The 21,596-nt window shown below is 40.7% G+C and carries 15 protein-coding genes; 14 read left to right on the top strand and 1 reads right to left on the bottom strand.

Going from position 1 to position 21,596, the window contains the following annotated elements; all coding sequences use genetic code 11:
• Window positions 1-227: 227 nt before the first annotated feature.
• From pgi to JF50_RS08850, 14 genes are all read left to right on the top strand, one after another.
• Window positions 228-1,874 carry a glucose-6-phosphate isomerase gene (gene pgi / locus JF50_RS08915; RefSeq protein ID WP_039609102.1) on the top strand — a complete coding sequence of 549 codons (1,647 nt, stop codon included), beginning with the start codon at window positions 228-230 and terminating at the stop codon, window positions 1,872-1,874.
• Between the two features lie 310 nt (window positions 1,875-2,184).
• Window positions 2,185-3,657, top strand: a complete 1,473-nt coding sequence (gene zwf, locus JF50_RS08910; protein WP_039609101.1) for a glucose-6-phosphate dehydrogenase — start codon at window positions 2,185-2,187, stop codon at window positions 3,655-3,657.
• Window positions 3,657-4,367 carry a 6-phosphogluconolactonase gene (gene pgl / locus JF50_RS08905; protein ID WP_039609100.1) on the top strand — a complete coding sequence of 237 codons (711 nt, stop codon included), beginning with the start codon at window positions 3,657-3,659 and terminating at the stop codon, window positions 4,365-4,367. Before zwf ends, pgl begins: the two co-directional genes overlap by 1 nt.
• A gap of 890 nt (window positions 4,368-5,257) precedes the next feature.
• On the top strand, window positions 5,258-7,930 hold the full coding sequence (locus JF50_RS08900; RefSeq protein ID WP_039609099.1) for a TonB-dependent receptor: 2,673 nt from the start codon (window positions 5,258-5,260) through the stop codon (window positions 7,928-7,930).
• 52 nt (window positions 7,931-7,982) lie between these two features.
• Window positions 7,983-9,503: a tryptophan halogenase family protein gene (locus JF50_RS08895; protein WP_039609098.1), complete on the top strand. Its 1,521-nt coding sequence runs from the start codon at window positions 7,983-7,985 to the stop codon at window positions 9,501-9,503.
• A 610-nt stretch (window positions 9,504-10,113) separates the two neighbouring features.
• Window positions 10,114-10,824, top strand: a complete 711-nt coding sequence (locus JF50_RS08890; RefSeq protein ID WP_039609097.1) for a SapC family protein — start codon at window positions 10,114-10,116, stop codon at window positions 10,822-10,824.
• Between the two features lie 199 nt (window positions 10,825-11,023).
• On the top strand, window positions 11,024-12,013 hold the full coding sequence (locus JF50_RS08885; protein WP_235423417.1) for an isoaspartyl peptidase/L-asparaginase family protein: 990 nt from the start codon (window positions 11,024-11,026) through the stop codon (window positions 12,011-12,013).
• Between the two features lie 88 nt (window positions 12,014-12,101).
• Window positions 12,102-12,530 carry a CBS domain-containing protein gene (locus tag JF50_RS08880; protein ID WP_039609095.1) on the top strand — a complete coding sequence of 143 codons (429 nt, stop codon included), beginning with the start codon at window positions 12,102-12,104 and terminating at the stop codon, window positions 12,528-12,530.
• A 79-nt stretch (window positions 12,531-12,609) separates the two neighbouring features.
• Complete coding sequence (gene hrpA, locus JF50_RS08875; protein ID WP_039609094.1) at window positions 12,610-16,491, top strand: ATP-dependent RNA helicase HrpA; 3,882 nt, start codon at window positions 12,610-12,612, stop codon at window positions 16,489-16,491.
• A gap of 85 nt (window positions 16,492-16,576) precedes the next feature.
• Entirely contained in the window at window positions 16,577-16,960 is a 384-nt protein-coding gene (locus tag JF50_RS08870; RefSeq protein ID WP_036977231.1) for a response regulator, read from the top strand.
• A 9-nt stretch (window positions 16,961-16,969) separates the two neighbouring features.
• The gene (locus tag JF50_RS08865) at window positions 16,970-17,266 is read left to right on the top strand and encodes a PilZ domain-containing protein (protein WP_039609093.1); all 297 of its coding nucleotides are present in this window, start codon (window positions 16,970-16,972) and stop codon (window positions 17,264-17,266) included.
• Between the two features lie 201 nt (window positions 17,267-17,467).
• Window positions 17,468-18,973 carry an ATP-binding protein gene (locus JF50_RS08860; RefSeq protein WP_039609092.1) on the top strand — a complete coding sequence of 502 codons (1,506 nt, stop codon included), beginning with the start codon at window positions 17,468-17,470 and terminating at the stop codon, window positions 18,971-18,973.
• Window positions 18,974-19,059: 86 nt separating this feature from the next.
• Window positions 19,060-19,731 (top strand): response regulator, encoded by a 672-nt coding sequence (locus JF50_RS08855; protein ID WP_039609091.1) that lies wholly within the window; start codon window positions 19,060-19,062, stop codon window positions 19,729-19,731.
• Window positions 19,732-20,595: a hypothetical protein gene (locus JF50_RS08850; protein ID WP_052262202.1), complete on the top strand. Its 864-nt coding sequence runs from the start codon at window positions 19,732-19,734 to the stop codon at window positions 20,593-20,595.
• Between the two features lie 49 nt (window positions 20,596-20,644).
• Here JF50_RS08850 and JF50_RS08845 read toward each other — a convergent pair whose 3' ends face one another.
• Window positions 20,645-21,505 (bottom strand): Tim44 domain-containing protein, encoded by an 861-nt coding sequence (locus JF50_RS08845; protein WP_039609090.1) that lies wholly within the window; start codon window positions 21,503-21,505, stop codon window positions 20,645-20,647.
• Window positions 21,506-21,596: the final 91 nt, after the last annotated feature.

Raw genomic sequence — 21,596 nt, 5'->3', positions numbered from 1 at the left:
CATGAAATGATCAAATTTAAACACGCGAACATTTTAACAATAACTGAATAACTTTAATTTATTTAATGATACCGGTGTCAAAAATTAAAAAATCAGTTATTATATGCAAAGTAAAATGAGGAACATGCAGTTTGACAGCGTTGTCATTTTAACTTATGGTTAACGCTCGAATATGTTTATGTGTGTATTTTATGAGTTTGCACACTATCATCGCTAGGGGAAAAATTATGAATTGCCGTACAACATTACCAAGTTGGCAAGCATTATCAGCATCATCAGAACAACTAAAAGAAAAGCATTTAAAGACTCTTTTTGAGACTGATAGCGGGCGTTTCGATAAATTTTCTCGCCAAATACCTGGCGTACTGTTTGATTTTTCAAAGCAATTAATCGACGACAACACATTTGAGCAGCTAGTCAAACTAGCTAAAGAAACAGATATTGCTGCGTGGCGTGAGAAAATGTTTTCTGGAGAGAAAATAAATATCACAGAAGACAGAGCTGTCTTACATGTTGCACTGAGAAACCGTGAAATGTCCCCAATTTATGTAGATGGGGTAAATGTAACAGCGCAGGTAGAGGCTGAGCTTGAAAAAATTAAAGCTTTTACTGAACGTGTTCGTAAGGGTGAGTGGACTGGTTTCACTGGCCAAGCTGTAAAAGATATTGTGGCTATCGGTGTAGGTGGCTCAAACTTAGGCCCGCAAATGGTCACGGAGGCACTAAGTGCTTATAGTGACGGCAACTTAAACGTACACTATGTCTCGAATGTCGATGGTGTGCAACTGGCTCAGGTTTTAGATAAGGTCAATGCAGAGACGACATTGTTTGTTATCTCCTCGAAGACTTTCACTACATCTGAAACAATGAATAATGCGCAATCAGCGGTCAGTTGGTTTTTACAAAGTGCAGAGAATGACAGTGCTATTGCAAAGCATTTTGTTGCTGTGAGTACAAACCTTGAGAAAACTCGTGCGTTTGGTATCGCCGATGAAAACGTGTTTACTATGTGGGATTGGGTAGGCGGTCGCTTTTCTCTTTGGAGTGCAATAGGCCTGCCAATCGCGTTATATCTAGGCTACGATGCTTTTGTTGAGGTGCTTGAAGGTGCTTTTGAAGTTGATACGCATTTTAAAACGGCTGAGTTTGAAGATAACATTCCTTTACTTATGGCACTATTAAGTGTCTGGAACTCTAGTTTTTTGGGACATACTTCCCAAGCTATATTGCCGTACGATCAAGCACTTCATATGTTACCTGCATACCTTCAACAAGGTGAAATGGAAAGTAATGGTAAACATGTAACATTTGCAGGACAAACTGTACCTTATACAACCGTGCCAATTATTTGGGGTATGACTGGTATTAATGGTCAACATGCTTTTTATCAGTGCTTACACCAAGGCAATGTGATTGTGCCAGCTGATTTTATTGCGTCTGTAGAACCTCAAATAGAGCTTGGACAGCATCATGATGTATTGCTATCCAACTTCTTTGCGCAAACAGAAGCATTAATGGCAGGCGTAAATGAAGAACAAGTTCGTGCTGATCTCACTGCAAAAGGCAAATCTGAAAGTGAAATTGAGCAATTGGTCGCACATAAAATCCACCAAGGTAACCGCCCAACAACGTCAATTATCTTAGACAAAGTTGACGCCAAAGCTGTGGGCAGGTTGATTGCACTGTATGAGCACAAAATTTTCTGTCAGGGTATTATTTTGAATGTCTGCTCATTCGACCAATGGGGTGTGGAGCTTGGTAAAGGCTTGGCGAGCAACATAGAAACAGAATTAACGCAAGCAGATGTTAGTCATGAGCATGATAGTTCTACATCTGGCTTAATCGCTTACTATAAGCAAAAAAGAAATAAGTAAATCGTAGCTTCAAGTTGCGATAGTAAAGAATACCTTTGAACGGGTAGCGCTGGAGTACTTAGGGCCTGTATTTTTGTGAGAGGAATTACAGAGCCCCTAAGACTCATTTTTGAGACTGTTTAAATAAAAATATAATGCATTGCTTGGTATTTCCTTCTACAACCAAAGTGATCATGTGGTCTGAGAACGAATTCAAACCTATAAGTGAAGTTGTGTTTGGCATGTTTACCTAAAACACCAAACGGTTTTGATTTTAGCGCGTGTTCTCCATTGAGTAATGACCGCGCACCTAACCTAGTGAGAAATAATTATGCTTAATCCTTTTGATATCGTAATTTTTGGTGGGGGCGGCGATTTAGCGTTGAGAAAATTGTTGCCTGCTATGTATCGTGCATATCAAGAAGGCAACCTGCCCGAAGGTAGTCGAATCCTACCGACTGTTCGAGAAGAAAGTAAAAAAAATGAATACGTTGAAAATGCAGGCAAGGCGCTTCAAGAACATTTAGGTAAAGGCGAATACAATCAAGCTGACTGGAATGCTTTTTCCCAATTTTTAGTGCCAGTTGTAGTCAATGTCACAGAAGCTGATGATAATTGGGACCTACTTCGAGACATTTTGGAACAAGACGACAATAATAAATCTCGCGTTTTTTACCTTTCTCTTCCTCCCGCTGTTTATGGCACCTGCTGTGAACTGTTATCTAAAAAGTCTCTAATCAGTGAAAATTCACGCGTTGTTGTTGAAAAGCCTATCGGTTACTGCGGAGAGTCTGCTGAGGAAATTAATTCGAAAATAGCTGAATATTTTGAAGAAGATCAAATATTCCGTATTGATCATTACCTAGGTAAAGAGACGGTTCAAAACTTAATGGCATTGAGATTTTCTAATGTGTTATTTGAAAATCTATGGGATGCAAAAACGATTGATAACATTCAGATTAGTATTTCAGAGACCGTTGGTTTAGAGAGCCGAGCTGGCTTTTATGACAAAGCGGGTGCTTTAAGGGATATGGTTCAAAACCATTTACTTCAGCTGCTTTGTTTAGTTGCAATGGAATCTCCTCACAAACTGAATGCCAATCGAATTCGAAATGAAAAGTTAAAGGTGTTAGAAGCGCTGAGACCGCTGACAGATGAGCTTGTTGATAAAAACGTTGTTAGAGGTCAATATGTTCCTGGTGATTTGAATGGTACTTTAGTTCCTGGTTATTTAGAAGAGCTAGGAGAGGGGTCAAGCACAACCGAGACGTTTGTTTCTATTCGAGCACATATTGATAACTGGCGCTGGTCTGGCGTACCTTTCTATTTAAGAACCGGTAAACGTATGAAGCAACGTTGTGCGGAAATCGTGGTTGAGTATAAGCCGGTCTCTCACAATGTGTATGATGATACTGTCGGTCCAATCTTGCCTAACCGCTTGATCATTAGACTTCAGCCAGAAGAGAGCATCCAGCTTACGTTGATGTCAAAAAGACTAGATAACTTAGAGATGCAACTAGAACCTGTCACATTAAATATTGAGTTGAGTGAAAAGTATTCAAATGGGTTCCATTCAGATGCGTACAAGCGTCTGATGTTAGATGCAGCTGCAAATAATCCTTCACTATTCATCCATCGTGACGAAGTAAGGCAAGCTTGGAAATGGATTGACCCTATTATCGCAAGATGGCAAGAAAAAGGCGCGCCGGCTTTATACAGAGCAGGATCTTGGGGCCCAGAATCAGCGGATGAATTATTAGAAGAAAAAGGCCATGCCTGGTTTAATGTTGGAGAGAATAACTAATGGCAATATTAACGGAAAAGTTTTTCGATTCTAAAGATGAAATGACCGAGCACTTGGCTTCTATCTTAGAAAATACATTAAGCCAAGCCATCGAAACTGACGCCGCTGCAAGTATTCTGGTGTCTGGCGGTTCATCTCCCGCCCCAGCTTATAAGCGCTTATCTGGCTTGGATTTAGATTGGAGCAAAATTACGGTAGCGATGGTTGATGAACGCTGGGTTGAGCCGAGCCATGAAAAGTCTAATGAAGCATTCATTAACTCGACATTACTGCAAGATAAGGCTTCAAAAGCGTCATTTGTGACAATGAAAAATAGCCAAACTACAGCTGTTGATGGCCAAGCGGAAGTGGAAGAACGCTATCAAGCATTGAAACAGCCATTTGATGTAACTATTTTAGGTATGGGCCCCGACGGGCATACCGCTTCTTTGTTTCCCAATGCAGAAGGTTTAGAGTCAGCTCTTGAAACAGATCAATTGGTATGTGCAATTAACGCTATAGAAAGCGAAGTCACAGGCAGTATTACCGAACGTATCAGTTTAACTTTAGCTGGTATAGCGAATACGCAACATGCAATTTTGCTTATTAGTGGCGATGCAAAACGTGCTGTTTACGAAGAAGCAAAACAAGCTGGTTCTGAATTGGATATACCGTTGAGAGCTGTATTAGGACTACCAAATTTAAAACTGAGTGTTTTTTGGTGCCCTTAAACCCTTTCTTTTGCAAAAGCGCGTGTAAAGCGCGCTTTTTCTCAGTTCCTGTCTATATATTGAATTTTCACTCTTCTAAAATTTTACCGCGCACGCTTAAAGTGCTATGAAAAATATTAGTGTTAGAAAAGCATCCTTACATTATTTATTGTTCTGAATTTTTATTCATGCCGAGTGGCTTAATAAATTTGCATACTCGAACCGATTAACTAAGTTTGGGAAAATATCAAAAGTAGTTACTATGAGTGAGCTGCTTATTTGGTAACTCGATATGTTCAAACATGGAAACGCACTAAATACATACTTTATTCGTATTTGTTATATCGAATAAAAAATAATTTTTGTCTCTGAAATTTTTTTTATTGCAAATAATGAAATCAATTTTTAAGTAATTGAAATTAATTTCTTAATTTTCAACCTGATCCATGAGTATTTGTTTTTTGTCCTGCAAGGGTGAGTCCTTTTCGCTTTTACTGGACATACACCATAAAATCATCTAAAATGACAGCGTTGTCATTGAGAATTGTTATCACCTTGAACAGCTTCTGCCCAGGCTATTATTTTGATGAACTCTCCAATTATTGCATTAGATTTATGCAGTCACTTATTTAGATACAAAAAAGTTGTATCATTCACCGTATTAACTACAGATTTATGCATCTAGTATGCTATATTAGAACGCGTTTGTAACAAAGTATATCCAAAGCTTATATAATTTTATGTTTTTCAAAGACTTAGAAATTTAAGTGAAAATTTTTAAAGTTTTTGTTTAAAAAACATGTAGCGATTATGTAATTTTGGGTGTATGGTTTGTTATTAGATGACAGCGTTGTCATCATCACTGGGCAGAAGTGATTTAAAAACCAACAAAATGATTCAAGGGGAATCCTGTGTTAGCTAATAATTTTAAGAAAAGTTTACTAGCTGCAAACATTGGTCTTGCGTTTACCGCAGGTGTATCTGGTGTGGCAGTTGCTGATAGCGGTACTCAAGTCAAAGAAGACGTAGAAGTAATTGAAGTACGTGGTATTCGTCGCTCATTAGAAGCGTCTCTTAATACCAAGCGTTTTGCAGATGGTGTTGTAGATGCAATCACAGCAGAAGATATCGGTAAATTTCCAGACAAAAACATTGCAGAGTCTCTAAAACGTGTACCTGGTATCACAATCCAAGGTCAATTTGGTGAAGGTGATGCTGTTTCTATCCGTGGTGCAGGTGCTGACTTCACTAAGACAACTCTAAATGGTCAAAACGTAGCTTCAACTGGTTGGTTCGTATTAGAGCCGGCTAAGCGTTCATTCAACTACACGTTATTGCCATCTGAATTAGTAGGCGGTCTAGAAGTTTATAAGTCGTCACAAGCTGACATCATTGAAGGCGGCGTAGGTGGTACTGTTATCGTTAATACACGTACACCACTTGAGCTAGATGCAAACACTATTTATGGTTCACTTGAGTTTTCTCACTCTGATGACTCAGGTGAAACGGATCCACAGTTCTCAGGTATGTACAGCTGGAAAAATGACAATGAGAACCTAGGTTTCTTATTCTCAGCAGTACAGCAAACTCGTCAACTTCAGCGCCAAGGTAACGAGGCATTTTGGGCATGGGGTAGTGGTCCTGTAGGTTTTGAGCAAGAGCGTGAGCGTAGTGCTTTCACTACTGCAATCGAATATGCTCCAACTGATTCTCTAAGTTTTGTTGTTAACTACATTGATATGAAGATGGAAGCTAACAACACAAACTATGCAATGTGGTTAACTCGTGGTGCTGATGACGCAACGACTGCATATATCCATGGCAATGGTTCAGAAGCGACTCCAGGCGTACCAGTAGCTGGTGCAATGAACGTTGCATTTTCACAAATGCGTCCTCGTGAAGCGACGATGAACTCAGATTACCTTGATTTCAAAGTAGAGTACGCTGGCGATAACTACAAGCTAGAGCTTGTTTTCGGTGAAACAACGTCTTCTGGTGGTACAGATTTCGAAATGGTTATGAACCCGAATTCAAATGCTGATATTTCTGCGGGTACATATGACTTCACTTCAGGTCACCACAAGTGGAACCTGCCTGAAGGCTTCGACCTAGCTACTTATACTCCAGGTGTAACTGATGCAACACCGCACGGTGCATTTGCAATGGGTACTGGCAGTAACTTCAATGCAACACCAAAGACGGATGAAGAGCAGTTCATTCAAGCAGACTTTGAATATATGCTTGATCATGACTTCATCAACTCAGTTAAAGTTGGTTTCAGATACGCTGAGCACGAAGCAACTAGTCGTCGTTTTGAGTTTAATCAAAACCTATGTTCAGATGACGTAACGACAGGTTGTTTTAACCCAGTATACGTACTAGACGGTACAGATCACGGTACATTCGATGTAGGTGCTGATGACCTTCAGATCCGTCGTTATGATATCGATGCAATGAAAAGCTGGGCAAAATCTAGTATTCAAGGCAGAACAGAAGACTTTGGCGCTTACAGCCACATTGAAGAAGAAAATACTTCAGTTTATGTAATGGCTAAGTACAGCGGTGAAAACTACCGTGGTAACTTTGGTATTCGTTACGCTCAAACTGATGCATCATCTATTTATTACAAAGAAGGATTAGCCAATCAACGCACTGTTGAAGCGGCTGATTACAGCGAAGTTTTACCAAGCTTCAACTTTGCATATGACCTTGCTGATGACAAAATTTTACGTGTAGCTGCTTCTAAAGTAATGACGCGTCCACAGTATAATGACATGTACTTTAACCCGTCACTATCTGGTGTTAACAATGAGCAAAACGATGACCAAAGAGTTGCATTAGGTAACCCTGGTCTAGTTCCGTTCACTGCAAACCAAGCTGAAGTTGGTATTGAATGGTACTTCAATTCAAGCTCACTATTAGCGTTAACTGCTTTCGTTAAAGATGTAGATAACTTTATTGTTATTAACCGTCGTGACGCAACTGCTGATGACATTACTAGACTTGGCTTGCCAACATTACCAGACAGAGAAGCTGTTAACGGTTGGACAATTGAAGAAAACTTCAATGGCCCAGGTGGTAAAGTACAAGGTATCGAATTCCAGTACCAGCAAGACTTTGGTAATGGCTTCGGTTCAATGGTTAACTACACGTACACTAAAGGTGAAGCTGATACTACTGAGTTTACTAATGGTAACGGTGAAGTAACTCGCGTATTCACTGATGGTAACATCGAATTAAGCGACAGCTCAAAATACGCTTATAACGTAACTGGTTATTATGAAAATGACTTGTTCTACGCTCGTCTTTCATACAACTACCGTAGCAGTTATATGATTCGTGAAACAGGTGGTTACGGTAACCGCTTGCATGAAGGTTTTGGTTCAGTTGATTTGAGCACGGTTTACCACGTTAACGATAACATCGATATTAAGTTTGATGTTGTGAACTTAACTGGTGAATCAGCAGAGCAATACGGAAATAACGCATATATTGAAGCGAATAATGGTTTCAGCGACGGTTTCCCTCTTTATGAATACGAGCAGGCTACACGTTACAGCCTAGGTGTTTCAGTACGCTACTAATAACTCGTAATCTAGAAATTAAGGAGCTTCGGCTCCTTTTTTGGTATTTGTTATGATTAAAAAAATTGTTATTGTTGGTGGCGGCACGGCCGGTTGGTTGGCTGCAAACCATTTAGGCAAGCGCTTCTTTGGTTCGGGCACCGAAGTTAAGTTAATTGAGTCTGCTAATATTCCAACGATTGGAGTAGGTGAAGGCACTGTCCCAATGATGAGACAAACGCTCGAGTACTTTGGGATTGATGAAGGCGAATTTATCAAAGAGTGTAATGTCGCGTTTAAGCAAGGCATATCTTTTGAGAATTGGATGGCGCCTAATAACGGCAACATGCATCAATATTATCACCCATTCGATTTTTTTAGCTCAGAGCTAGGTTTAGTAACATCGTGGCTAAATGAGCACTCAGATACAAGTTTTGCTGATTTTGTTGGCTTCCAATCGACTCTTTGCAATCATAATTTATCACCAAAGTTGATCACTCAACCGCAATATGATGGCGCTGCAAGTTACGCATATCATTTAGATGCAGGTGCATTTTCTGAATTACTTAAACGCCATGCGGTAAGTCAATTAGGTGTTATTCATCAATACAGTGATTTAGAAGAAGTTGTCATACGTGATGATGGAGAAATTGGACATTTAGTAACAGATACTGGCATAGAAGAAGCAGACTTATACATTGACTGTACGGGATTCAAGTCTTTGTTACTCGGTGAAGCTCTGCAAGTGCCTTTCATTCCAAAAGGGGATGTACTGTTTGCTGATAAAGCGCTTGCGGTGCAAGTGCCATATAGTGAAAATGAGCATATTCCTTCATATACCCGCTCTACGGCACAATCAGCTGGTTGGATATGGGATATTGGTTTGTATACCCGTAAAGGTATAGGCCATGTTTATTCATCTCACCATACCACGCAAGAGCAAGCCTACGTAGAGTTAGAAAATTACATTGGTACTGACTTAGATAAATTGAATGTCAGATCAATTGATATGAATGTAGGGTATAGAAGTAAGGCCTGGAGCAAAAATTGTGTTGCGCTTGGGCTGTCACAGGGGTTTGTTGAACCTTTGGAAGCAACTGGTTTGCTCGTTTTTGATGTAACTGCAAAAATGTTGGCGGACACACTACCGACTAATAAAATCGCATTTAATACAGTATCTACTCATTTTAATGAGACGGTGACTAATATGTGGAATAAAGTCATTGATTTTATTAAGTTGCATTATTGTATTTCTGATAGGGAAGACAGCGCGTTTTGGCTTGATAATAGAAGCCTTGACTCAATTCCTGACTCATTAAAAGACAAGCTTCAGCTCTGGCTTCATAAAGTACCGACACATTATGATTTTGGTGGTAAATTTGATGTGTTTGATATAGATAATTATCTTTATGTGCTTTACGGCATGTCATATCCAACTAACATTGAATCAAACCTGATTACTTCTTATGAGGCTAAAAGGGTGTCAGATATTGTGAAGACAATACAATACCAGCAGAAGCAGGCACGCGAACTTGCTCTCAATAATAAAGCCCTACTTGATAAAATTCACCAATTTGGTTTGGCTAAGCAGTAAAGTTCTTACCTTAATAGGTGCTTATATTACGCCTATTAAGGGGAGATAAGGTTAAATGTTTATCGCTCAATGTCTATAAATTGACTCAATGACGTGACCCGCCTAAAGCCCATTTTGTGTAAAGACTCTTTGTTTTAGAAAAGTCGATGTATTCCATCAGTTTATGTGTATAGTTAAACTGATCCAGCGGACTATCACGTTTTGAATAGTTAGCTTGTTTGTAGTCACTTCACACTATGATTTAGAGTATCTAACTCATAGTGTGGAGTAGCTCCTTTTATGGAAAGGCAAAGACCTGAGATTAAGTAGTTACACAAAACTTTGTCAGGCATAAAGCTTTATGTATTTTTAAGTATTTTCATCGATTCTCTAAAGTGTTCATCATGTGCTTTTAACGTGCATATCTGGCCGAAAATCAAACGGGGTTTGCGTGTTTTTTAAGCTTGGTTGTTTATGGATGTAGTTGATGCTTTACGGTGCAAAACAATCAGTAGAAATTTTTTGTTAATAAATCAAAATTAAAGCTTTAATGCTCTTTTCTTTTGTTTCTAAAACCTTTAGCCTTAGAGCCACTAAAAGTAATAATTACGAATTTGAATGGAGTAGTATTATGGCGGAGCAACAAGTGCAGCCTTTACACAACGAGAAGCATGCTAACCTTAAAGTACAAAACGGCATCAACGTTGATTTTCTTAAATCACAGCACCTAATCCCAGTTGTTGCACATGAGTTTGCTCGTGTAGCAACAGAGTTTCCAATGGCGTTTGTTAAAAATACTGAATCAGGTCAGTTCCAAGCGGTTGCACTTTTCGGTCTTGAACCAGGCGAAAACCTTTACGTAAAAGACGGCGTGTGGCAGTCAGGTTTTGCTCCTTTAGCAGCTGCTCGCTACCCGTTTGGTCTGGTTAAGCACCCTGAAGAAGATCAGTTTGGTATTGTAATCGATGAAGCAAGCCCACTAGTAAGTGAAGAGACGGGTAATGCATTATTTGCTGATGGTAAAGAAACTGAGTACCTACAAGCACGCAAAGAAGCACTAGTAAACTATGTTGAGTTTGCTCGCGTAACTGAAGTGTTCACAAAGTACCTTGCTGACAAAGAACTTTTAGTTCAACAGACACTAACAGTTGAAATCGCTGGTGAGAAAAAAGACATCAACGGCATTTACCTTGTAGATGAGCGCAAGTTAAACGAGCTAAGCGACGAAGATTTCTTAGATCTTCGTAAGCGTGGCTATTTAGCGCCTATCTTTGCTTTCTTGACTTCAACTCATCAAGTTGCTCGTCTAGCGCGTTTAAAAGCACAGTCTCAAGAAGCTTAATTCACTTTTAGCTTCTAAGAAAAAAGCACCTCAGGGTGCTTTTTTTGTTTTGGAATTTATCCGCTTAATTCAGCCCCTAACAACTTTTGACGCATAATGTTGCAGATATGTGTTCTTGTGTTTATCGTGCTTAAAATGCACCAATAATTATAAGGAACTCAGGATGCGCATGTTAAAAACGTTCTCAGCCATAATCGCAATGGCCACAGCCCTTCAATTGTCTGCACAGGAAACGCAAAATTTTGCAATCGCTATCCATGGTGGGGCAGGTACGATTGAAAAAAGTCGTTTTACACCTGAGCAAGAGAAAGCTTATCGTTTAAAGCTTAAAGAAGCTGTTGAAGCAGGGTATAAAGTATTAGAGAAAGGTGGAGATAGCCTAGATGCGATCACCATTGCTATTAATATTTTAGAGGACTCTCCATTTTTCAATGCAGGCAAGGGGGCTGTATATACTTATGACGGCCATCATGAACTTGATGCATCCATCATGGATGGTAAAAATCGTCAAGCTGGCGCAGTTTCTGGTGTGATGCATATTAAAAACCCCATAAACTTAGCAAGAGAGGTGATGGATAATTCAGTGCATGTCATGCTCAGTGGCAAAGGTGCAGAAACGTTTGCTAAGCAGCAAGGGCTTGAGGTCGTTCCCGCCTCTTATTTTAATACATCACACCGCCATGAGGCTTTATTGCGAGCAAAAGAAAAACTAAAACAAAAGGAAAGTGGAACTAAAGATTACCAAGCCTTGCATCAAACACTTCCAGAACAGTATAAAATGGGGACGGTTGGCGCTGTTGCACTCGATAAGAATGGGAATTTAGCTGCTGGAACCTCCACAGGCGGTATGACAGCAAAGCGTTTTGGACGAGTAGGAGATTCGCCTATCATTGGTGCAGGCACGTTTGCCGATAATAACTCCTGCGCTGTGTCAGCGACAGGGCATGGGGAGTATTTTATTCGATATAACGTAGCGGCAGACATTTGTGCTCGGGTTGCCTATCAAAACAAAACAATAGCGCAAGCAGGACAAGATGTTATTTTTGGTCCCATGTATAGAGATGGGGGGACAGGCGGGGTGATCATCGTAGATAAAGAGGGAAACATCAGTATGCCGTTTAATACTAAGGGGATGTACCGAGCGAGTAAATCTAACCGCTCTGCAACCTATGTAGGTATTTTTAAATAACCTTGTTCAATTGTTGATTCTTAGGCAAATTTTTCAGTGCCAGCTACTATTATATTGGTAGCTGGCATTTTATTTGGGGGAATAAACAATGCAATCAGTTAAAGTAGCAGATTATTTTAATCACAGACCAGTAACGTTTAATTCAAATATGCGGATCGAAATGGCGGTTGAGAAGCTTTTACAAAGTGGTCAGTCCGGTGGACCTGTGTTAGATGACAATCATAAGGTCATTGGTTTTTTATCAGAGCAAGACTGTATCAAAAAAATGCTAGAGGCAACTTATCAAAACGAGTCTCACAGCATAGTGTCAGATGTTATGAACACTCAGCCAGTATGTGTGAGTCCAGAAGACAGTATTTTGCAGGTTGCCGATAGAATGTCGAACGACAAACCCAAACTTTATCCTGTATGTGATGAAGATGGCAGATTAGTGGGTGTCATAACTCGTGCCCATGTTTTACTCGCATTTGATAAACATTTGCACGATACGTACGAATCTGGGAACAGATTTGTTTAAAAACTTGTTTTTACTTGGGTAGATTACTCAGGTTTTGATAAACTACGCGACGATTTTGGAATTTTCAAGGTGTCGTGTAGTGGACTTAAAGTCGTTGTATTCAGATATTCCTTTTTGTTTAAAGAAGGACCAGTTTTTATTTAAAAAACGTCTGCAAGGTGTTAAAAAAATAGCCGATGAGAAAAAGCAACAGAAAGTGCTTGCTCAGATCGGTGAGTCCATTGCTCGAAGCCAACAGTTGAAGACCCAGCGTCAAGAGGGTTTACCTCAGGTTACCTACCCTGAATCTTTACCTGTAAGTCAGAAAAAAGAAGACATTAAAAAAGCGATTGCTGAGAATCAAGTGGTTATTGTGGCCGGTGAAACGGGTTCAGGTAAGACGACTCAGTTACCAAAGATTTGTCTTGAGCTTGGCCGTGGTATTGACGGTTACATTGGCCATACACAGCCTCGTCGACTTGCAGCGAGAAGTGTCGCCAACCGTATTGCAGAAGAAGTTGGCTGTCAGCTTGGTGAAGAAGTAGGTTTTAAAATTCGTTTCAGTGATCAAGTTTCAGACAGAAGTTACGTTAAGTTGATGACTGATGGTATTTTACTGGCAGAAATTCAACAAGATAGATTTTTAAATCAATACGATACCATCATAATTGATGAAGCACACGAACGAAGCCTTAATATCGACTTTATTCTGGGTTATCTGAAGAACTTACTTCCAAAACGTCCAGATCTTAAAGTAATCATCACATCAGCCACCATTGACCCTGAACGTTTCTCTAAACACTTTAACGATGCGCCAATTATTGAAGTATCAGGAAGAACTTTCCCGGTTGAAGTACGCTATCGCCCCGTAATTGACGTGTCTGGTGAAGAAAGTGAAGCTGAAAATGACCAGCTACAGGGCATATTTGATGCAGTAGATGAACTGTGTGAAGCCGGTCCCGGTGATATTCTCATTTTCATGAATGGCGAGCGAGAAATCCGCGATACAGCTGATGCATTGTCAAAACGTAACTTAAAAGGCGTTGAGATTTTACCGTTGTTTGCACGTTTATCTAATGCGGAGCAAAATCGGATATTTGCGCCGCATAGTCACCGCCGAATAGTGCTTGCTACTAACGTGGCTGAAACATCATTGACAGTGCCTGGTATTCGATATGTTATAGATCCAGGCACCGCTCGTATAAGTCGCTATAGTTATCGTACAAAAGTACAACGTCTACCGATAGAAGCGGTTTCTCAAGCGAGTGCGAACCAGAGAATGGGCCGATGTGGTCGTGTCGCAGCAGGTATCTGTATTCGTCTGTATTCTGAAGAGGACTTCTTAGCGCGACCAGAATTCACTGATCCTGAGATCCTGCGTACTAATCTTGCATCAGTCATTTTGCAGATGCTTGCACTTGGCCTTGGTGATATCGCAAAGTTCCCGTTTGTTCAAGCGCCAGATAGTCGCAATATTAAAGATGGTATGGCGTTGCTTGAAGAGCTGGGAGCGGTTAAGCCAGCTTCGCGCAGAGAAAACGCCAAGTTGACTCAAGATGGTAGAAAGTTAAGCCGTTTACCTATTGATCCGCGTCTTGCAAAAATGGTGATGGCATCAGTGCAACAAGGGGCTTTAAACGAAGTGATTGTGATTGCTGCGGCACTTTCAATTCAAGACCCACGAGAACGACCGCAAGAAAAGCGCGGTGCAGTAGATGAAAAACATGGCCGTTTCGATGATCCTAACTCAGATTTTATGGCTTTTTTGAATTTGTGGCAGTATTTGGAAGAGCAGCAAGAAGCACTGTCGCGCAGCCAGTTTAGAAAGCAATGTCAAAAAGACTTTTTGGCCTATATGCGGATCCGTGAATGGCAAGACATTGTTTACCAGTTAAAAACTGTGTGCGATGAAATGGACTTCAAAGGTTCCGGCAATGAAGCTGGTTTTGATGCCATCCACCAATCTTTGCTCTGCGGTATGCTCAGCCATATCGGTATGAAAGACGAAAAACAGCACTATAAAGGGGCAAGAAACAGTTTGTTTCATATCTTCCCAGGTTCAGCCTTATTTAAGAAAAGCCCCAAATGGTTGATGTCGGCAGAACTTGTTGAAACAAGTAAGCTTTATGCACGTATCAACGCAAAAATCGATTTGGCGTGGGTTGCTCCTTTGGCGCAGCATTTGGTGAAGCGTAGTTACAGTGAGCCACACTGGGAGAAAAAGCAGGGTGCCGTTATCGCGTTTGAACAACAAACGCTTTATGGTTTGACCATCGTTTCGAAAAAGCGCACTGTTTACAGCCAAATTGACCCTATTATTAGTCGAGAGCTATTCATCAAAGAGGCATTAATTGGCCAACAGCTAGGTCAAAAAACGCCGTTCTTAGAATACAACCAGTCACTTGTTGACGAGATACAATCATTAGAAAATAAAGCCAGACGCCGAGATATTTTGGTGGATGAGCAAGCAATGTTTGAATTCTATGATCAGCGCATTCCCAGTGACGTAAATAACCGAGCTACATTTAATCACTGGTTTAAAAAACAAAGTGATAAACGAGTGTTGCATATGAGCAGAGAGTCATTAATGCAACACGATGCTGACAAAGTTACCGCTTTTGACTATCCGGACATTTGGCAACAAGGTAATTTGACGTTACCTCTTAATTATCATTTTGAACCTGGAAAAGCGGTTGACGGTGTGACTGTCAATATTCCTTTAGCCCTTTTGAATCAAGTTCAAAACGAAGGTTTTGATTGGCATATACCTGCGCTGAGGCATGAGTTGATCTGTGCGCTCATTAAGAGCTTACCAAAGACGCTGCGCAGAAATTTTGTACCTGCACCTAATTATGCTGACGCGGTGTTAGCATCGATTGAGCCACTGCAAGGGCCTTTACTTGAATCTTTGGCGACTCGATTGTTACGTATGACTGGTGTCAAAGTTAGTGAAACTGATTGGGATATAGGCTCGCTTGAAAACCATTTGAAGATGCAGTTTGAAGTCGTAGATGACGCTGGTAAAGTGATTGCCCATGGTTTTGATTTAGATGCACTTAAAGAAAAGCTCCAGGGTAAAGTATCCCAAACGCTATCCAAAGTGGCTGAAAAAGGGATTGAGCAAGAAGATCTCACCGAGTGGGTCTTTGGTGAGTTGCCCCAAGAGTATACTAAAACACAAGGCGGTTATGAAATTAAGGCTTTTCCAGCTCTGGTTGATAAAAAAGACAGTGCGGCAATCACCTTGTTTGATCACCCTGAGAAGGCTGCACAGGCCCATCGTTTAGGCCTGAGAAGATTGGTGTTGCTTAATATTCCTTCTCCTGTTAAATACTTGCAGCAACATTTGCCAAACAAAGCGAAGTTGGGGTTGTATTTTAATCCATTTGGTAAGATTCATGATTTGATTTCGGACTGTACTGCGGCTGGTGTAGATAGCTTACTTAAACAATTCGATACCATCAGAGATGAATCTGAGTTTGAGCGCGCAAAAGAGTTTATTCGCGGTGAACTAGGCGATAGAGTTGTGGAAATTGCTTCGCAAGTTGAGCAAGTGTTGAGCATCGCACACAGTGTAAATAAGCGCATGAAGGGGCGTGTTGATTTGACCATGATAACTGCTCATGGTGATATTAAATCTCAGCTTGAATCGCTTATATTTAGAGGGTTTGTCAGTGCGCATGGTGCTGATAAAATTTCTGATTTATTGCGCTATTTAAAAGCAATTGAAAAACGTTTAGAAAAATTACCTGTTGACCCTAACCGAGATCGTCTATGCGTACTAGAGTTAGAAAAGGTTAGTGAGCTATACGCGCAAAAGTGCAATAAGGTGCCAAAAGGCATGCCAGTACCTGAAGATCTAGCACATATTTTTTGGATGATTCAGGAACTAAGAGTGTCATTATTCGCTCAAACCTTAGGTACACCTTATCCAATTTCATCTAAGCGCGTGACGAATGCACTAAATGAATTGGATTTATAGGAATTGACTTGCATTTTGCTTTGAGCCAATTACCTTAATAAGAGGATATAAATTTTTGGATTGTGATAAGGAAGCGACATTGACTATGTCCACGCAGCAAAGACGGAGTAGAACACCGCATGTGTTAGTTGTTGATGATGAGTACTTTAACTACGAAATGTTGTCGATGGCTTTGTCAGATGCGTTTAAATTCAGTTATGCGGAATCTGGGATCAGTTGCTTGTCAAATGCAATAGCTGATCCACCAGACGTTATTTTGTTGGATGTATGCATGCCTGGTTTAGACGGGTATGACACCTGCCGCATGTTGAAAAATACACCCGAAACCAAAGATATTCCGGTAATGATGGTCTCAGGTTTGGAATCTGAGCAAGAAAAACAAGCAGGGTATGAAGCGGGTTGTGATGAATATGTTGTTAAACCATTTGCCATGCAATCGCTTTTGGAAAAAATAAAAAATATGGTCTAGGAGCTCACTATGATCCATGAAGATAAACGTCGCTTTATGCGCATGATGGTCAATGCGCAGGCTGAAGTAACTGTCAGCCAGTCTGGAGAAAAATTTCTTGGTACTTGTCAGGATCTCAGTGCGACAGGCTTGTCGGTAGAGATTGACCATCCGCTAGAAGTTGGTGAGTTGGTAACTGTGTTCATCAACAGTAAAAGTACGACTATCCCGCCTTTTAATGCCAGTGCCAAAGTCGTTCGATGTAGTAGCGATGAAAATGCAACTGATAAATATGTTGTAGGTCTAGAAATCGTCCAATTTAACTAGTCGCCATTACAGTTAATACGAAGGCTACTATTTGCCTTCGTATCTCTAACTTCCACGGTTTTTGCACAATCTTATCCGATACTGTTTGTAGTAAATTAGAAACACATCTTTTATATATGCTGATGTTGACCTTTGTAGGTATAGGCTGGCATTGGTTTTGGCGATAGTGATGGCCGCATCTTTGACTTTTATGGAGTTCCAATGAAGTTAACCCTAAGAAGAAAGCTGCTTGCGATTTTGTTGTTGGTTAATGCCGTGCTTATATCTGCGGTGTACTACGCAAATCAGCTCGCTTTTGAAAAAAGTTTCAAAGAATATTTGCAAAATAGTAGCCGAGCTAAATTGACTGCGTTATTGCCAACTATCAGAGAGAACTTTGATAGATATGGTGAAGATTGGATGACTAGAAAAAGCCCGCATTGGACAAGATTGGTGGGTGAATATCATGGGCGTTCACAGGCTGAAATAGATGAAATGGTAAAACGTCCACCTCGGCGTGGTCCGCCAAGGCATCATCGTTCAGAAAGTGATAAACCAAATGCAGATGCGAAGTTACCTGAGCGAAGAATTGGAAGAGAAGAACGTCCACCAAGGCATATGCGTGGTGCCCAGTCTCGGTTGGTGTTTAAGTCCGCGACTGGTGAATTACTAAAAGGCAGGAAGGATAGCAAAAACACCACGCTTTGGATCGAAGTGTATAAAAATGAAGATAACACGGGGCCGCTTCTTGGATCTATCGGTCTTGAGAATGGGCTCGAAATTAGTAACTCGCTAGACTCATTGTTTGCAAGCAGACAGCAACACTGGTTTTTAGGGATTGCTGTTATAGCAATGTTGGTAAGTAGCTTATTGGCAATTCCTTTCAGTCGCTTCTTAGTTGCGCCAGTCTTGTCTCTCAGAGCTGCGGCGAAAAAAATAGCTGCGGGTAATTACGAGCCGCCATTTAAATCATTCAGCAAAGATGAACTAGGGTTACTCGCAAAAGATTTGAATACATTGGCAATCACGTTGGCTGATAACCTGCAATCTCGTCAGCAATGGATAGCCGATATTTCTCATGAATTAAGAACACCGATCGCTGTGTTTAAAGCCGAGCTTGAAGGTATGATTGATGGCATTATCGAGTCTGATGAGGCCCAATTACATTCGCTTTATGACGAGATTAATCGTTTAACAAAGTTAGTTGATGATTTGCACCAGCTATCCATGTCAGATAGAGGCTCGCTTAGTTACCATATGCAAGAATGTGATATCACTGAGATCATTGGTCATACATTTGACTCGCATTTAGCTACACTGAAAAGTAAGCACTTTGAATGGAGTATTGAAGGCCAACCTGAAACCATGCTGTACTGTGACGAGGCTAGGTTGTTGCAGCTATTTGGCAATTTTATGCAAAATACACTACGTTACACAGATTCCAGCGAAACAATACCGGGTAAGATAAGGGTGCTTATTACTTTGCAAAAAGACCAAGTGTTGATCCGCTGGCAAGATAGTAGCCCTAGTGTAGAGCCTGACTTATTGCCCAAGTTGTTTGATAGGCTTTATCGTGTTGATAAAGCACGGGATCGTGCATCAGGAGGCTCCGGCCTTGGCCTTGCAATTTGTGCCAGCATAGTGCAAGCGCACAGCGGAACGATAACGGCAACTGCCAGCGAGTTAGGCGGTGTAAGTGTGGATGTGACATTGCCCGTAATAAAATAAGTTAACGTCGAATTAGGTTCATGGCACTATGTATCATACTGGTTGAAACCTAGCGCGCTAAAAAGTAAAACGACTAAGGTATTAAAATGATTAAGCAGAAAGTTCTTATCATTGAAGATGAAGAGAAGCTCGCCATAATTTTAGGTAAGTACATAGAACAAGCAGGTTATGAATTTGAGATTGTAATGGATGGTGCCGATGCGCTCAGCAAAGTACGAACATTTGAGCCAGACATTATTCTCCTAGATTTGATGCTGCCATCTGTCGATGGCATTGAAATTTGTACACAAGTACGTAAAGACTCCGCTGTGCCAATCATCATGACTACTGCAAAAGTTGAAGAAATTGACCGCTTACTGGGTTTGGAAGTTGGCGCGGATGATTATGTGTGTAAGCCATATAGCCCTAAAGAAGTAGTTGCAAGAGTAAAAGCGATATTAAGACGGACCAATAATAGCTTGCCGATACAAACGGGCTTAATACTTGATGAAGAGACGTTGTTTGTGAATTATAACGGTCAACGCACTGACTTGACGCACGTTGAATTTATGTTGTTACAAACCATGTTTAAGCATCCAGGCCGTGTTTATAATAGAGCAAGGCTAATGGATTCGATTTATGACGACGACCGCGTCGTGAGTGATAGAACCATTGATAGCCATATAAAAAAAATAAGAAAAAAACTTCAAGATATTGCACCTGAGAGTGAGTTTATCCATTCTATTTATGGGGTAGGTTATAAATTTGAAGTGATGTAAATGGGAGACGTTACACCATGGCAGCAACAGTTTTGCAATGAACATAGGTTGCCAATTACTTATATATCTCAATTTGATCACGCCTTGTCATGGTTTAAAAAAGAGGTTTTAGATCACGCTAACCCTCAGTGTATTGCCGTAAGCGGCTGCCAAGGTAGTGGTAAGTCAACGCTTTCTGCCTACTTTGTTGCCTATCTAAAAAGCCAAGGGAGAATGGCTGAGTCTGTATCAATCGATGACTTTTATTATTGCAAAGCGAAGCGGTTGGCTTTATCTAAACAGTACGCACCTCCGTTTGTGACGCGAGGAGCACCAGGCACACATGATATTGAACAGGCAATTACTGCTGTTAATCGCTTTAAGCAGGGCAAGCCATTTGTTTTACCTCGATTTGATAAAGCGATAGATGATCCTCATCCTGAGGATAAATGGACTCCAGTCAACGCAAAACTCGATGTGTTAGTCGTTGAAGGTTGGTGCTTGGGCATACCGCATCAAACAGCAGCGCAGTTAACAGAAAGCTGTAATGCGTTTGAAGCCCAAGTTGATCCGGAACGATTATATCGCTCACAAGTAAATACTTTTCTAAAGACGGATTATCAACGACTGTTTCGGCTATTTGATAAGTTGGTTTTTTTGAATGGGCAAAGTTTTGAGCATGTTTTGCGATGGCGTTTAGAACAAGAGCAGAAATTAATTGAACGCTGCGGTAAAGGGATGAGTTATCAGCAGATAGAAGCGTTTATTCAACCATTTCAAAGGTTGACTGAGTGGGGGATTAAAACGCTGCCTGAGAGGTGTGATTTAGAGTTGGTGTTAAGTAAAGATCGAAGCATCATATTAAATGACGACTATAAACAATAAGGGCTCTTTATCTAGAGCCCTTTATTAAAAAGCGATAAGCCAATACAGCTTAGCTATCAATTAGGTCTTCTACACCTACGATCAACCAAGGCGCATCACCTTGATTTTTGCGTTCTAGGTGCCAAACCTCATGGATAGGCTCTTCTTGCATATCACCTTGGTCGCGGTATTTACCACGGAACATAACACTGATTTCCCACTTTTCAGCGCTGACGTCTGCACGAGCTAGTTCCGCATCAACAAACATCACTTCAGTTTCTACGTCACCTTGTTGCTCACGCTCTTGGCGAAATTCTTCCACGAGCTCAGGGCTTAGGTATTCAGACATTGTTGCATAGTCTTTTTTGTTCCAAGCCGTCTGGATAGTTTGGTAATGTGAACGTGCACCTTGAAGGAAGCCATTTACATCGAAATCACGAGGTAAGTTAAATGGAACGTCCTGTTGCGCACCAAAACCGCCAGCTGTTTGATTGGCCTGAAATTGCTGTGGCTGAGAGAACTGTTGGTTTTGCTGTTGTTGAGCAAAGTTAGGCGCGCCAGCCATTTGCGGCTGCTGTTTTTTACGCATAAAGCCCATGATCACTTTGAATAGCACAAATGCAGCGATAGCGAAAAGGATCATTTCAAGGAATTGGAAACCCTCGAAATCGTCGCCCATCATGGCTGCGATTAAACCACCAGCTAAAAGGCCACCTAATACACCGGCCATAATACCTTTTTTGCTCGATTTTTTCTTTGCGCCTTGCTGTGCTGCAAGTGATTTAGTATCAACCTGCTTTTTTTGTTGCACAGTTGAAGTTTGATGTGTTTTACCTTTTTTCTTGCTGCCAAACTTTTTACGCGCTTCAGCGTCAAAAGCCGTTGCAAACAACATTGAAACGATAGTCAATAAAACAAAAAATTGTTTCATGGTTTTCCTCTAAGTTTAAATACTGTGTCACATTCTAATGAAAATAAAAAAGAAATTGAACTGAAATAGGACGGTAATAGGAACAAATAGG

The organism is Pseudoalteromonas luteoviolacea (genome assembly GCF_000814765.1).
GTDB classification, from domain to species: domain Bacteria; phylum Pseudomonadota; class Gammaproteobacteria; order Enterobacterales; family Alteromonadaceae; genus Pseudoalteromonas; species Pseudoalteromonas luteoviolacea_H.
Note: the sequence above shows the minus strand (reverse complement) of the source record. Positions and strands in the feature narration are given on the sequence as shown.

Coding starts and splice junctions, on each gene's coding strand:
- pgi (WP_039609102.1), top strand. CDS start 228: ATGAATTGCCGTACAACATTACCAAGTTGGCAAGCATTATCAGCATCA.
- zwf (WP_039609101.1), top strand. CDS start 2,185: ATGCTTAATCCTTTTGATATCGTAATTTTTGGTGGGGGCGGCGATTTA.
- pgl (WP_039609100.1), top strand. CDS start 3,657: ATGGCAATATTAACGGAAAAGTTTTTCGATTCTAAAGATGAAATGACC.
- JF50_RS08895 (WP_039609098.1), top strand. CDS start 7,983: ATGATTAAAAAAATTGTTATTGTTGGTGGCGGCACGGCCGGTTGGTTG.
- JF50_RS08890 (WP_039609097.1), top strand. CDS start 10,114: ATGGCGGAGCAACAAGTGCAGCCTTTACACAACGAGAAGCATGCTAAC.
- JF50_RS08885 (WP_235423417.1), top strand. CDS start 11,024: ATGGCCACAGCCCTTCAATTGTCTGCACAGGAAACGCAAAATTTTGCA.
- JF50_RS08880 (WP_039609095.1), top strand. CDS start 12,102: ATGCAATCAGTTAAAGTAGCAGATTATTTTAATCACAGACCAGTAACG.
- JF50_RS08870 (WP_036977231.1), top strand. CDS start 16,577: ATGTCCACGCAGCAAAGACGGAGTAGAACACCGCATGTGTTAGTTGTT.
- JF50_RS08865 (WP_039609093.1), top strand. CDS start 16,970: ATGATCCATGAAGATAAACGTCGCTTTATGCGCATGATGGTCAATGCG.
- JF50_RS08860 (WP_039609092.1), top strand. CDS start 17,468: ATGAAGTTAACCCTAAGAAGAAAGCTGCTTGCGATTTTGTTGTTGGTT.
- JF50_RS08855 (WP_039609091.1), top strand. CDS start 19,060: ATGATTAAGCAGAAAGTTCTTATCATTGAAGATGAAGAGAAGCTCGCC.
- JF50_RS08850 (WP_052262202.1), top strand. CDS start 19,732: ATGGGAGACGTTACACCATGGCAGCAACAGTTTTGCAATGAACATAGG.
- JF50_RS08845 (WP_039609090.1), bottom strand. CDS start 21,505: ATGAAACAATTTTTTGTTTTATTGACTATCGTTTCAATGTTGTTTGCA.